Here is a 13,930-nt window from a genome sequence, read left to right as displayed (position 1 = left end):
TAGGCTAGTTTTTTCCCAGCCCCTTCTTATTTATTCTTCCCCTACTCCCACTCTATCGTTGCTGGGGGTTTACTTGTAATATCGTATACGACACGGTTAACGTGGGCAACTTCGTTAACGATGCGTGCTGAGATTTCTTCTAATACTTCAAATGGGATATGTGCCCAACTTGCTGTCATACCATCAATTGATGTAACGGCACGTACGGCTACTGTGTAATCATATGTACGTACATCTCCCATCACACCTACTGAACGGATATCTGGTAAAGCTGTGAAGTATTGCCAGATTTGTGATTCTAGTCCGCGTTCTTTAATGACTTCGCGTAAGATGGCATCTGATTCTCTAACGATTTCTAATTTTTCTTCTGTAATTTCACCTAAGACACGAATACCTAAACCTGGTCCTGGGAATGGTTGACGCCATACGATTTCATCTGGTAAGCCTAATTCTGTACCTAAAGCACGTACTTCATCTTTAAATAATGTGTTTAATGGTTCGATTAGCTTAAATTGCATGTCTTCTGGTAAACCACCAACATTATGGTGAGATTTAATTGTTTGAGCTGTTTTTGTACCTGATTCGATGACATCTGTATAAAGTGTACCTTGAGCTAACCATGGGATATTTGATAGTTTAGATACTTCTTCATCAAATGTATAGATGAATTCATTACCGATGATTTTACGTTTTTGTTCTGGATCGGCTACGCCTGCTAATTTGTTTAAGAAGCGTTCACGGGCATCAATTTTGATTAAATTAATGTCCATTTGCTCACCAAATGTTTTCATAACGCTTTCCGCTTCACCTTTACGTAATAGACCATGATCTACAAACATACAAATTAATTGGTCGCCGATAGCGTGATGTAATAAGGCAGCAACAACTGATGAGTCAACACCACCTGATAAAGCACATAATACTTTTTGATTGCCAACTTGTGCTTGAATTTTCTTCGTTTCTTGTTCAATGAAACTCTTCATTGTCCATTCACCTTTACAGTCACAAACACCACGAACAAAGTTTTTTAAGATGTCTGTACCATAAACTGAATGACGTACTTCTGGATGGAATTGTACAGCATAGAAATGACGTTCTTTATTTTCTACTGCTGCAACTGGACAATTTTCTGATGTCGCAACGACTTCAAAACCTGGTGCAATTTCTACAACTTTGTCTGAGTGACTCATTAACACAGTTTGTGCTAAAGGTGTATTGGCAAATAAGTTTGTGTTTTCATGTTTAATATTTAACGTCGCTTCACCATATTCACGCGAATTGGCTGCTTCTACTTTACCACCTAATTTATGTTGCATTAATTGCATACCATAGCAAATACCTAGTACTGGAATACCTAATTCGAATAATTCATCTGATACTGTAAATGAATTTTCTTCATAAACTGAATTAGGCCCACCTGATAAGATAATACCTTTAGGATTTAAAGCTTTAATCTCGTCAATTGACATTTCATGATCATGTAATTCTGAATACACACCAAATTCACGAATACGACGTGTAATTAATTGATTATATTGTGAACCGAAATCTAATACTAAAATAAATTCTTGATTGAATGGATTGGCTGACATAGGATTTCCTTTCTTAAATTAAAGTGAATAGTTAGGGGCTTCTTTAGTAATTTGAACATCATGTGGGTGAGATTCTTTTAATCCTGCACCTGTCATTCTAACAAATTGCGCATGTTCACGTAATTGTTCTAAGTTCGCACAACCTGTGTAACCCATACCTGAACGCACACCACCTAATAATTGATAAACTGTATCTTCTAATGAACCTTTATAAGGCGTACGTCCTTCAATACCTTCTGGTACGAATTTTTTATTATCTTCTTGGAAGTAACGATCTTTTGAACCTTTTTCCATTGCAGCTAATGAACCCATACCACGATAAGTTTTAAAACGACGACCTTGGTAAATTTCAAATTCACCCGGTGATTCATCTGTACCTGCTAACATTGAACCTAACATCACCGCATGACCACCCGCAGCTAATGCTTTAACAATATCACCAGAATATTTAATACCACCATCTGCGATAATTGCTTTACCAAACTCACGCGCAACAGTTGCACAATCATAAACCGCTGTAATTTGAGGAACACCCACACCAGCAACAACACGTGTTGTACAAATAGAACCTGGACCAATACCTACCTTTACAATATCAGCACCCGCTTCAAATAATGCACGTGTTGCTTCACCAGTTGCAACATTACCAGCAATAATATTTAATTGTGGGTAATTATCACGTAAAGCTTTAACTGTATTAATCACACCTGCTGAATGACCATGTGCTGTATCTACAACAATGGCATCAACACCTGCTCTAATTAATGCAGCAGCACGATCTAAAGTATCTTTAGATGTACCAACAGCAGCTGCAACTAATAAACGACCTAATTCATCTTTGGCTGCATGTGGGAATTCAACCACTTTTTCAATATCTTTAATTGTAATTAAACCTTTTAACATATTGTTTTCATCAACTAAAGGTAATTTTTCAATACGATGTACTTGTAAAACTTTCTCAGCCTGTTCTAAAGTTGTACCGACTGGTGCTGTTACAAGATTTTCTTTTGTCATGACTTCTTCAATACGCAATGTATAATCTGTTAAAAAACGCAAATCACGATTCGTTAAAATACCAACTAATTGTGGATTATTCATATCACTCACAATCGGTACACCTGAAATACGATATTTTTGCATTAAATCTTCTGCATCAGCAACTGTTTTATCTGGTGTTAAAAAGAAAGGATCTGTAATAACACCGTTTTCTGAACGTTTTACTTTTTGTACTTCTTCTGCTTGTTGTGCAATTGTCATATTTTTATGAATAACACCTAAACCACCTTGACGTGCCATCGCAATCGCCATTTTAGATTCTGTTACAGTATCCATACCCGCTGAAATAATTGGAATATTTAGTTTTAATGTTGGTGTCATCGCAACTGATAAACTGACTTGATTAGGTAAAACATGAGATTCTCTCGGAATTAATAACACATCATCAAATGTTAAACCCTCTTTTGCAAACTTAGTTTCCCACATGAATTTAGTTCCTCCTTATAATTTTATAATTGTCTATAATACTATATGAAAAACGTACATTTTTCAAGTAACAGATAAATTAATAAAGAAAAATAAAATCATATTTGCCACTAACAAATCCTTAAACCAACAAAGTTACTCATTAAAATACATTAAAATTATTTTCAGTCTTTTTACTATATAAAATGATAAAATATTTAATATAACATATTATTAGGAGGCTATTTATTATGAACAAAATCTCAAAAGTAATTGCAAGGGTATCTGTATGATGATGACGAATACACCTACTCACGAAGTATACGCCGCTGTATTTAGTAAATGTGCTGAAGCTTGGCAAGCAGGTTATTCAGATATACGTGAAGATGAATATGGTTATAGTAAAAATTTAGATCATGACCATGATGGTGTTGCTTGTGAATTAGTAAATGATACAGAAGGTTTATTTCGTCCACGCGTTGAACAACCTACTGAACCACAATCAACAGAAGATCAAAAAACTGAAACTCAAGTTACTGAATCACAGCCTACAGTGAAAGAAGAAACTAAATCAACAGATGAAACACCTGTTACAATTCAAAAAACATTACCACAAACAAGTGCTGTAAAATAAATCAAAACGTCAGAAAATAATGTTAAAAATTTTCTGACGTTTTCTTATTTTCATATCTACCTCATATATTTAATGATATAATGATTATTATTTACAGAAAGGATAGTATCATGCATACAATTCATATCGTTGGTTTAGGTGCTGGAGATGCTACACAAATTTCTCAAGCTACTCAACAATTTTTATTAACAACAACAGACCCTATTTATTTAAGAACAGTTGATCATCCTGTTGTCAAAACATTACATCAACAAGGAATGACCTACCAAAGTTTTGATCATATTTACGAGTCAAATGATGACTTTCATAATGTCTACGAAACAATTGTTCAACAACTTATTAATCTAGCAAAACAACAAGCCATTGTCTATGTTGTGCCTGGACATGCTTTGGTTGCTGAGTATACCGTCAAACGTTTAATTGAATTATATCCTGAACAAATTCAATTTATTGCAGGTGGTGGCCATAGTTTTATTGATGCGATGTTTACTGCGCTACACATTGATCCGATTGATGGCTTTCAGTTATTAGATGGTACTGATTTACAAAGCACTGCTATTAATCCTTATCAACATTTAATTATTGCACAAGTCTATGATGACTTTGTCGCAGGTGAAGTTAAATTGACTTTAATGGACAACTATCCTGACGATCATCCAATTACACTCATTTCAGCAGCTGGTTCTAGTCAGGCTACCAAAGAAACACGTCCGCTATATGAAATGGACTTTGACTTAACCATTGATAATTTACGTTCTGTTTACGTCCCACCATTAACACAAGCAAGTGCACGTGATTTCAATACATTAAAAAATACCATTACACAATTACAAACACATTGCCCATGGCATCAAGCTCAAGATGCACATAGCTTAGCACCCTATTTAATTGAAGAAGCCAATGAAGCACAAACAGCCATTTTAAAAGATGATGATAACCAAATCATTGATGAACTCGGTGATGTCCTTTATAATATTTTATTACAAGCACATTTAGGCGAACAAGCTGGCTACTTTAATTTAGAAGATATTATTCAAAGTGCCAATGAAAAATTATGGCGTCGCCATCCACATGTTTTTGGACAAGGCACAGCTAAAACATTAGAAGAAGTACAACAAATTTATCAACAAATAAAAAAAGGAGAATCCCAATGAGAATAGATAAATATTTAAAAGTATCAAGATTAATTAAACGTCGTACAATCGCCAAAGAAGTCACTTCAAAAGGACGTGTAATGATTAATGATAAAGTAGCCAAAGCAGGAAGTGATGTCACAGCAGGTGATATTATAACGATCCAATTCGGACAACGCACAATTAAAGTAGAAGTTTTATCAATTCAAGAACATGCTAAAAAAGAACAAGCTAGTGAAATGTTTAAAGTCTTAAGCGAAGAAAAAATACCAAGTGATTGGTAACATAAACAAAACACCAACGATGACAATAACTATCGTTGGTGTTTATTATTAAAATGATATGCATATTTTTCTAGTTTACAATAATCACAAGCATATGGCATAGGTCTAGACTGTTTCATTTTATTTTTTGAATATAATTTTTCAACACGCATAACAATATCTTGCTTATGTCGTTTACAAAATAAATATTCTTCATTTAATAATAATTGATAATCTAGCTGCAATTGCTTAATGTTAATTTCTGTATAACAATCTTCATGGACTGGAATCATTTTTTTAATTTCTAATACAGCAATAATCTGTTTTTTCTTGATTGCCATTTTATCATAAGGTAAATAAATAGCATTAGCTTTATTGTCATCTAACATCACTTCTCGATAAATAGTCAAATGTTCTCTAGATTTTAATGGAAGTTTTATATGTTTCTCTTTAGCTGAAGTTAAAGGTATAAAATACTTATAATCTGATAAACCAATAATCATTCCAATATAAGGTTTGATAGATGATTGATATTTATGATGACAATAAACTTGACTATCAAATTGAGATAAATACGCCACATAATCATAATTAATTTCATAAAATTTTGTATCATTTAATATAATTTTCATATGATTAAACTACCTTTTCATAAATTTAAAAGAAGGGTTACACCCTTCTTTGTTAAGCTCNTAATTTCATAAAATTTTGTATCATTTAATATAATTTTCATATGATTAAACTACCTTTTCATAAATTTAAAAGAAGGGTTACACCCTTCTTTGTTAAGCTCCACCTTTGGATATAGGCAGCGGATCACCTCAATTTAAGCCCCACCTTTGGATATAGGCAGTGGATCGCCTCAATTTAAGCTCCACCTTTGGATATAGGCAGCGGATCGCCTCAATTTAAACCTCATATAATCAAAAAGGTATAATTTAATTAGTTACTTATTGTAACTAATTAAATTATACCTTTCTTTTAATCGCATTGTCAATCAATAACATGATGCATTAATCTACTGGATATTTTTCGCCATTCTTAGCTAATTTTTCTTCTATAATGGCTTTTGGATCTAAGTTTAAATGTTGGCAAAATGCAAGTGCATAAATTAAGACATCCGCAACTTCCTCTTTTACATGTTCTAGTGTTTCTTTATCATCAATACTCTCTTGCCATTGATAAATTTCTAATAATTCTGCCGCTTCTAAAGAAATTGAAATAGCTAAATTACGTTCTGTATCACTTTCATGCCAGTGGCGTTGTTCTCTAAATTGTTTAATTTGTTGTGAAATTTCGTACATATTAACGCTTCCTTTCATAATAAAGATAGATACCATCTAAAATAACACTTTTATACAGCTAGCTTTATTGTGTTATTTACGTTACACTCTTCTTTATATATTTTAACAGAACCACTAAAGGAGAACAAATGAATTTACTACAACAAGGTTTCACTGGCATGCAATTAAAATATATTGCTGCTATATTAATGGTTTTTGACCATATTCATCAAATGTTTTATTACACTGCTGATTTAACATGGATGACAATGCTAGGACGTTTAGTCCTACCTATCTTTTTATTTATGTGTGCTGAAGGCTACTATCATACACGTAATCGTAAAAAATATGCTATGCGTCTATTATACGCAAGTTGGATCATGACAGTGTTAATGAATGTAACAATGATGTTATTACCTATTATTGAACCACAAATACAATTAATGAATAATGTGTTTTCAACAATGTTCTTAGCTGTATTAGTCATGTATGCCCTTGATTCACTTAAGAAGAAAAAAATCGGAAAAGGTATATTTATCTTAATCTTACCTATTATTACTTTTTTACCCTTCTTATTCATTACTGAAAATACATCACCTATCGTTATGCGTGTCATCGCATTATTTATACAAATTTTCCCTTCATATTTGACAGTTGAAGGTGGCTTTATTGCTGTATTTTTAGCAGCTAGTTTCTATTTCTTTAGAAATCAACGTATAATACAATATGTTGCTCTAGCAATTGTTGCTTTATTAAGTACAGGATTTAATTTTACAGGTTTATTATCAACTAATATTCAATGGATGATGATCTTTTCATTACCACTTATCGCTTTATATAATGGCTTGCGTGGTACAGGTTCAAAATATTTCTTTTATATTTTTTATCCAACACATATCATTATTTTATATGTATTAGCCTATTTTTATATTAACCATTAATTATTATCACACGACTGTCCAGTTGCACAATCGTATTTTCAAACAAAAAAATTGACCCTAATCTATTTCTCATATACTATATAGAAATTATAATTATTTTAGGAGGATACAATGCATTTAACAAAATCACTACAAGATAAACTGAAACTGTTCTGTCTTATCTTTTTACCCGTATTAATTTATCAATTTGCTAATTTTTCAGCTACCTTTATTGATACTGTCATGACTGGAAAATACAATACTGTTCATTTAGCAGGTGTCGCAATTGCTGGAAGTCTTTGGAACCCCTTTTTCACTTTACTAAATGGAATTATTGTTGGTTTAGTACCAATTGTTGGGCAGTATCTTGGTAAACAAGAAAAACATAATATTTCATCAGAATTACACCAATTTATTTATATTTCTTTTGGTTTATCTGCCATATTATTTATTTTAGGCGCCCTTGCTATTAATCCAATATTAGATTTACTACATTTAGAACCTACTGTTCGTACGGTTGCCTTTGATTACTTGGTTTGCTTATCTATTGGTATTTTACCTTTATTTTTATTTAGTGTGCTTCGTTCGTTCTTAGACGCACTAGGTTTAACCCGACTATCAATGTATTTAATGTTGTTAATTTTACCTATTAATGCTTTTTTCAATTATTTATTAATTTATGGTAAGTCTGGGTTTCCTGAAATGGGTGGTGCTGGTGCTGGTTTAGGTACGGCGTTATCATATTGGCTATTACTTGTGATTGCATTAGTTGTCGTCACTTTTCATAGTAAAACAAAGCCTTATCATTTTTGGAAATTTAATGCTTTTGATAAAACACGTTGCCTTAATGCAATTAAATTAGGTTTACCTATTGGTGGTTCAATTTTTGCTGAAGTTGCTGTCTTTGCAGGTATTGGTTTATTTATGGCTAAATTCTCAACAGGGATTATAGCAGCACACCAAGCTGCAATGAACTTTGCGATGATGGTTTTTGCTTTTCCATTAAGTGTATCTATTGCGATGACCATTGTTATTTCATTTGAAGTTGGTGCTAAACGTCCTAAAGATATTAAACAATATACATTTATCGGTATTTTAACAGCACTTGGTTTTGCAGCATTTACTTTAACATTCTTATATATTTTCCGTGATAAAGTTGCTGGATTATATGGGGATGGCACTGAATTTATTAAATTAACCAGTTCATTTTTAGCATTCAGTTTATTATTCCAACTATCTGATGCCTTAGCTGCACCTATCCAAGGTATTTTACGTGGTTATAAAGATACCACTTCACCTTTTATTATTGGATTAATCGGTTACTGGATTATCGGCTTGCCAGGTGCTATCTTAATAGATTATTTAAGTGACTTTGGACCATACAGTTATTGGATTGGCCTAATTGTCGGACTATTTAGCTGTTGTGTTATGTTAATCTTCCGATTAATTAAAGTTAGCACAAGATTCAAAAATGAAGTAGAACATAAAAAAGCATAATTAATTAAATTTCGCGTGATTTTTCACGCGATTATTTTTAATTTCAATAATATCATCAAATAATTGTTCAATATGATGATTGGTACTGTGACTAATCATTAACACTGTCAGACTTTTATCTGTTAATAATAATTTTTCGATATATTCAGCCGAATCTTTATCTAAGGCTGAAGTACCTTCATCTATCAATATTATTTTTTTATCATTTAATAAAGCACGTGCAATAATAATTTTTTGTTTTTGACCACCTGATAAATTATCTCCTTGAAAGCCGACATTTTGATAAAGAAGCTCCTCACTATTGTTAAAACCTACTTTTTCTAGATAATGTTCAATAATACGATCTTCTTTTTCTACACTAATAATCATATTGTCTTTAACCGTACCTGAAAATAAAAAAGGTTTTTGTGGAATAAAATTAATAGCTTCAAATAATTGTTGAGAAGATAATTTTTTTAAATCAACATCATAATACGTAATCGTACCTTCATAGTTTCTTAACTGTCCTGTTAAAATTTTAAATAGTGTAGATTTACCACTACCACTTTCTCCTGAAATTAAATATTTTTTTCCTGATATAATTTTTAAATTAAATGATTCAAATATATTTCTATCTTGATAGTTAAATGTTAAGTCTTTTATATTAAAAATCACTTGTGATTTAGATAATTCTATATTTTGATAAGTTGACTGATTATCATCCATAAAATTGTTAAATTTAGTTAATATCGGGCGAGTACCATTAATCATTGTCATTTGATAACCTATTTGACTCATGCCTTCAAAAACTAGATTAGCAAACATACCTACAGAAGCCATCGCACCTAATTCTAAATCTTTAGTAATCACTAAATAACCTGTTACAAAAATTAATATGACTTGAAAAAGAACATTTAATCCAAAATTCAATGCGTAATAATTACTTTCAATTTTAACTTGTTTAACAAAAATATTTTTTAAACTTTGGCTACTGTGATTTAATTTACTAACAAATGTGCTTAACCTATTTAATGAAAATAATGTATCATAGCCTAATACATTTTCTTCTACTTCTGAAACGTATCGTTCATTACTCTCCGTCACTTGTCTACCTATATCTTGTATTTTATTATTGTATAATTTTGGTAAGTAAATTAATAACATCGTACCTAATAGGGTAATGATCGAAATCATCCAATGATAAGTTAATAATGCCGCCATGGAAAAAATAATGCCTGATAAATGATATATTAATGTAAAAATACTTTTTATACCTTTATCTTGAATAATTTGGATATCATTATTTAACCAAGATTGATAAACACCTGATGACTGCTTTTTATACTTCTCAATATCTAAAGCAATTAAAGATGCCGCAATATCATTTTTTATATCGATACCTACATCTTGTGAAAAAATTGTTTCTCGAACCTTCACAATACGATCAATGATAATAATAAAAATCCAGACTACAGCTAACAAACCCATTATTTTAATAAAATTAGCCAAACTATGCTCAGTTAATACAGTAATTGCATCAGCATTTAACAAATTACTAAACATTAAAAATAATTGCCTAAATATAATCAGTAGTACGATAGTTATAAAAGGATATTTATGTTTCAACAAAAATTTTGTCATCTAAACTACACCTCATTTTATTAAAAAATCGTGTGAACTTGAAGTTCACACGATTTTCAACATATTATTTACCTGCTTTTACTGGTGCCTCTTCTGTTAATTCGACTTCATTATATTGGAAATCATTTTCTGTACCATGACCAAATTTCGCATTTTTAACACGTTTATTTACTGGTAAAATTTCATTACGATATAATGATGGAATCACGACTGCTTGATCTACCATATATTGTTGGAATTTTTTATATGCTTCTGCTTCAAATTTTTCATCAAATGATTTTTTAGAATTAATATCTGCTAAAATTTTATCTAATTCGTCTGAAGCGAAACCAACATAGTTGAATTGTGCTTTACGACCATATAAACCTGTCGGATTTGGTGAAGTACCTGTTCCCCAAGCAGCTTGGTACATATCGATTTTCTCATCATGCGCTTTTAATTTTTCATAGAAACTATTAAATTCTGTTAGGCGACCATCTAATAATTGTACATCTAAACCAACATCTTTCCAAGATTGTAATTGGTAATTTGTTAATTCTTCACCAATACTACCTGCCATTGAAGCATAAGTAATTGTAAATTTCTTACCTTGTGGGTCTTCACGTAAACCATCGCCATCAGTATCTTTATAACCTGCTTCATCTAACAATTGTTTCGCTTTTTCTTGATTATATGTATAACCTTCGATACTACTATCATGATACGCTTTAAATACTGGTGGAATCAATGTTGAAGCATTTGAACGTAAACCATGATAAAATTTTTGACCAATACCATCATTATCTACTGCATAACCAATGGCTTGACGTAATTTAACATTATCCATTTTACGACCCGGCACCATTTCAACTTCACCTTTATCAGCATTCCATTTACCTAAATTAAAGGCAATATAAGTATAAGCTAATTCTTGTTTACCCAAAATTGTTGTGTTATCTAAATCACTTAATTCTTTATATTGATCACCTGTAACTGATAAAGCTAAATCGTATTGACCTGCTTTTAACGCCTCTTTAATTGACGCTGATGGTACACGTGTAATGACTATACGTTTAGTTTTTGGTGCACCTTTCCAATAATTTTCATTAGCTTCAAATTCTACTGATTCACCTGGTACAATTGCCTTAACTTTATAAGGTCCAAAACCAAGTGGTGTTTTACGTGTTTTATCATTTTCACCGATATCTTTAACGGCTACATCTTGATAATAATGTTTAGGAATAATAGATTCCCAAATACCACCACCCGATGCTTTCATATCTGGTGATATTTCTTTAAATGTAATTTCTACAGTCTTATCATCAATTTTTTTCAATCCACTAATTGTATCTGCCTTACCATCATGAAATTCTTCAGCACCTACAATATTAATAATTTCATCATCATAACGGACTCCTGGATAATCCTTATTAGCAATCACTTCAAGCGTATAAATATAGTCATCTGCACCTACTGGTTGTCCATCAGACCAATTAACATTATCTTTAAATTTAATTGTTGCTGTTTTTTTATCTTTATCCAAAGTTAAAGTTGCAGCACCTGAATCATCAATTTTAAAGTTTTCATCATAACCAAAAGCTGATTCTACCACAGGACCCATCAAACTTGCATCATAATTATCATCATAATAAACTGGATTTAAAACCCCTTTAAATGGCGATTCTGCAACTAATGCGACTTGTAATGTGCCATTTTTAACTGCTTCTTTTGTATTTTCCACTTTTGTTGGTAAAGCATCTGCTTTAACTGCTTCTTTTTTAGCACTGTCATCTTTACCGCCGCCACATGCTGCTAATGTTAATGCAACTGCACTTAATGTTGCTAATTTTATACCTTTTTGTAATTTCATTTCACAAAACTCCTTTTTCAATAAGATAATGATATTCTACACTATATTTTAAACTTTATCAACACAAACTCTTAAGATTATGAATTTTCAGATAAATTTTATTTAATAAAAGCACAAACGTATGCTACTGTCTGTGCTCTTTAATAATTACTTTGGTGATACTAAAATTTTAACATGGTTTTTTTCTTTTACTAATGCTTCGAAACCTTCTTCTACAATATCATCTAATTTAATTTTTTTAGTTACTAAAATATCTTTAGGGAAGTAACCTTGTTCCATTAAATCTAACACTGCTGGGAAAACATGACGATAAGCAATAATTCCTTTGACTGTTTTTTCTTTAATAACAATTTCATTTGGTTGAATCGTTGCACCACTCTCCCAAATACTCACAATAATACACTCACCATCATTTTTAATTGCTTCAATAGCTTGATTTAATACAACTGGTACACCTGTTACTTCAAATGAAACATCTACACCACCATTAGTTAATGCTTTTAAATGTGACACTGTATCAACTTGTGCAGGATCTACAACAATAGCACCTAATTCACGTGCTTTTGCTTGGCGTTCTGGTGATAATTCTACCGCATAAACTTTTCTGGCACCTGCTGCTCTTAAAGCTTCAATAACTAATAAACCAATTGGTCCACATCCAAATACTGCAGCCGTATCACCTGCTTTTAGACTACTCTTACGCACGGCATATAAAGCAACTGCAGCTGGTTCCGTTAATGCACCCTGTTCATAATCTACACTATCTGGTAATCTATGAACAATACATGAGTCAACCACACAATATTCAGCAAAACCACCATGAGAAGCTAAACCTACAAACCCTAAATTCGGATCTAAATTATAATCACCTGCTAGACCATTTTTAGCTAAAATAGGTTCTACTGTCACACGATCACCGACTTTAACATTCGTCACATCAGCTCCAACTTCTACGATTTCACCACAAAATTCATGTCCTAATGTTAAAGGTGCTTTTACTTTTGAATAAGGGTGTTCTTTATCTACTGGGATGAAAATAGGTCCTCCAAGATATTCATGTAAATCACTACCACAAATACCTGCATATTTAATAGCAATTTTAACATCACTGGATTTAACTTCAGCTATTTCTACATCTTCTACACGCACATCTCTTTGTTTGTACCATCTCGCTGCTTTCATCATCATTATTTACCTCTCTCTATTATTTATAGTATAACTACTATTATAATTGTAACCGCTTTATAAAATAAATTCAATAGTTTCATTTCATAATTATTGCTCAATTTCATCTTTACACTTATAATAAATTAATAATTAAATAATAAGGAGTTTACAATGAACAAGAATAGTTATTTTGATGGTACTGTAAAAGAACATGTTATTCATGAAATCAAATCAAAGTTAATGATTATTTTAACATTAGGTATTGCTTACCCTTGGGTGTTATGCAGTTCTTACAAAACACGAGTAGAACATACAGTTATTGAAGGTCGTCGTCTATCATTTCACGGTGACCCACGTGTATTGTTTAAAGCATGGTTAAAATATTTAGTTTTAATTTATATCACTTTTGGTATTTATAAAATCGTAGCCAGTGTTCGATTAAACCAATGGTTAACAGAAAATACAACTTTTGAAAATTAAAAAAAGTGAACTGCTACCAGTCAAGTGGACA

13 protein-coding genes are annotated in these 13,930 nt (G+C 31.7%); 6 read left to right on the top strand and 7 right to left on the bottom strand.

Annotation, left to right across the window (positions count from 1 at the left end):
• Positions 1-41: 41 nt before the first annotated feature.
• Positions 42-1,592: a glutamine-hydrolyzing GMP synthase gene (gene guaA, locus AC5EAH_RS06210; protein ID WP_493493906.1), complete on the bottom strand. Its 1,551-nt coding sequence runs from the start codon at positions 1,590-1,592 to the stop codon at positions 42-44.
• Between the two features lie 18 nt (positions 1,593-1,610).
• Positions 1,611-3,074: an IMP dehydrogenase gene (gene guaB, locus AC5EAH_RS06205; RefSeq protein WP_493493905.1), complete on the bottom strand. Its 1,464-nt coding sequence runs from the start codon at positions 3,072-3,074 to the stop codon at positions 1,611-1,613.
• 271 nt (positions 3,075-3,345) lie between these two features.
• Here guaB and AC5EAH_RS06200 point away from each other — a divergent pair, with 271 nt between their 5' ends.
• The 3 genes from AC5EAH_RS06200 (at position 3,346) to AC5EAH_RS06190 (ending at position 5,104) form a co-directional block, all read left to right on the top strand.
• The gene (locus AC5EAH_RS06200; protein WP_493493904.1) at positions 3,346-3,687 is read left to right on the top strand and encodes an excalibur calcium-binding domain-containing protein; all 342 of its coding nucleotides are present in this window, start codon (positions 3,346-3,348) and stop codon (positions 3,685-3,687) included.
• A gap of 110 nt (positions 3,688-3,797) precedes the next feature.
• A complete protein-coding gene (locus tag AC5EAH_RS06195; protein ID WP_493493903.1) occupies positions 3,798-4,841 on the top strand; it encodes a MazG nucleotide pyrophosphohydrolase domain-containing protein in 1,044 nt (347 codons plus the stop codon).
• On the top strand, positions 4,838-5,104 hold the full coding sequence (locus tag AC5EAH_RS06190) for an RNA-binding S4 domain-containing protein (RefSeq protein WP_493493902.1): 267 nt from the start codon (positions 4,838-4,840) through the stop codon (positions 5,102-5,104). Before AC5EAH_RS06195 ends, AC5EAH_RS06190 begins: the two co-directional genes overlap by 4 nt.
• Positions 5,105-5,133: 29 nt before the next feature.
• Here the strand turns inward: AC5EAH_RS06190 and AC5EAH_RS06185 are convergent, their stop codons facing one another.
• Positions 5,134-5,715: a type III toxin-antitoxin system ToxN/AbiQ family toxin gene (locus AC5EAH_RS06185; RefSeq protein WP_493493901.1), complete on the bottom strand. Its 582-nt coding sequence runs from the start codon at positions 5,713-5,715 to the stop codon at positions 5,134-5,136.
• Between the two features lie 381 nt (positions 5,716-6,096).
• Positions 6,097-6,387: a nucleotide pyrophosphohydrolase gene (locus tag AC5EAH_RS06180; RefSeq protein ID WP_493493900.1), complete on the bottom strand. Its 291-nt coding sequence runs from the start codon at positions 6,385-6,387 to the stop codon at positions 6,097-6,099.
• Between the two features lie 128 nt (positions 6,388-6,515).
• On the opposite strand from AC5EAH_RS06180, the gene AC5EAH_RS06175 reads away from it, so the two are divergent.
• A complete protein-coding gene (locus tag AC5EAH_RS06175; protein WP_493493899.1) occupies positions 6,516-7,307 on the top strand; it encodes a TraX family protein in 792 nt (263 codons plus the stop codon).
• Positions 7,308-7,418: 111 nt separating this feature from the next.
• Positions 7,419-8,783: an MATE family efflux transporter gene (locus AC5EAH_RS06170; protein ID WP_493493898.1), complete on the top strand. Its 1,365-nt coding sequence runs from the start codon at positions 7,419-7,421 to the stop codon at positions 8,781-8,783.
• On the opposite strand, the gene AC5EAH_RS06165 is transcribed toward AC5EAH_RS06170, so the two are convergent.
• From AC5EAH_RS06165 to AC5EAH_RS06155, 3 genes are all read right to left on the bottom strand, one after another.
• Positions 8,784-10,403, bottom strand: a complete 1,620-nt coding sequence (locus AC5EAH_RS06165) for an ATP-binding cassette domain-containing protein (RefSeq protein WP_493493897.1) — start codon at positions 10,401-10,403, stop codon at positions 8,784-8,786.
• Between the two features lie 64 nt (positions 10,404-10,467).
• Positions 10,468-12,252, bottom strand: a complete 1,785-nt coding sequence (locus tag AC5EAH_RS06160) for an oligopeptide ABC transporter substrate-binding protein (protein WP_493493896.1) — start codon at positions 12,250-12,252, stop codon at positions 10,468-10,470.
• A 147-nt stretch (positions 12,253-12,399) separates the two neighbouring features.
• A complete protein-coding gene (locus AC5EAH_RS06155) occupies positions 12,400-13,434 on the bottom strand; it encodes a 2,3-butanediol dehydrogenase (RefSeq protein ID WP_493493907.1) in 1,035 nt (344 codons plus the stop codon).
• Positions 13,435-13,590: 156 nt separating this feature from the next.
• Here AC5EAH_RS06155 and AC5EAH_RS06150 point away from each other — a divergent pair, with 156 nt between their 5' ends.
• Complete coding sequence (locus AC5EAH_RS06150; protein WP_493493895.1) at positions 13,591-13,899, top strand: DUF898 family protein; 309 nt, start codon at positions 13,591-13,593, stop codon at positions 13,897-13,899.
• Positions 13,900-13,930 lie beyond the last annotated feature (31 nt).

This window comes from Staphylococcus sp. B1(2026), assembly GCF_058895785.1.
Note: the sequence above shows the minus strand (reverse complement) of the source record. Positions and strands in the feature narration are given on the sequence as shown.

What these genes read in the sequence shown, in the direction of transcription:
- AC5EAH_RS06150 (WP_493493895.1), top strand. Translation starts at nt 13,591, where the DNA reads ATGAACAAGAATAGTTATTTTGATGGTACTGTAAAAGAACATGTTATT.
- AC5EAH_RS06170 (WP_493493898.1), top strand. Translation starts at nt 7,419, where the DNA reads ATGCATTTAACAAAATCACTACAAGATAAACTGAAACTGTTCTGTCTT.
- AC5EAH_RS06155 (WP_493493907.1), bottom strand. Translation starts at nt 13,434, where the DNA reads ATGAAAGCAGCGAGATGGTACAAACAAAGAGATGTGCGTGTAGAAGAT.
- AC5EAH_RS06200 (WP_493493904.1), top strand. Translation starts at nt 3,346, where the DNA reads ATGATGACGAATACACCTACTCACGAAGTATACGCCGCTGTATTTAGT.
- AC5EAH_RS06180 (WP_493493900.1), bottom strand. Translation starts at nt 6,387, where the DNA reads ATGTACGAAATTTCACAACAAATTAAACAATTTAGAGAACAACGCCAC.
- AC5EAH_RS06175 (WP_493493899.1), top strand. Translation starts at nt 6,516, where the DNA reads ATGAATTTACTACAACAAGGTTTCACTGGCATGCAATTAAAATATATT.
- AC5EAH_RS06160 (WP_493493896.1), bottom strand. Translation starts at nt 12,252, where the DNA reads ATGAAATTACAAAAAGGTATAAAATTAGCAACATTAAGTGCAGTTGCA.
- AC5EAH_RS06185 (WP_493493901.1), bottom strand. Translation starts at nt 5,715, where the DNA reads ATGAAAATTATATTAAATGATACAAAATTTTATGAAATTAATTATGAT.
- AC5EAH_RS06165 (WP_493493897.1), bottom strand. Translation starts at nt 10,403, where the DNA reads ATGACAAAATTTTTGTTGAAACATAAATATCCTTTTATAACTATCGTA.
- AC5EAH_RS06195 (WP_493493903.1), top strand. Translation starts at nt 3,798, where the DNA reads ATGCATACAATTCATATCGTTGGTTTAGGTGCTGGAGATGCTACACAA.
- guaA (WP_493493906.1), bottom strand. Translation starts at nt 1,592, where the DNA reads ATGTCAGCCAATCCATTCAATCAAGAATTTATTTTAGTATTAGATTTC.
- guaB (WP_493493905.1), bottom strand. Translation starts at nt 3,074, where the DNA reads ATGTGGGAAACTAAGTTTGCAAAAGAGGGTTTAACATTTGATGATGTG.
- AC5EAH_RS06190 (WP_493493902.1), top strand. Translation starts at nt 4,838, where the DNA reads ATGAGAATAGATAAATATTTAAAAGTATCAAGATTAATTAAACGTCGT.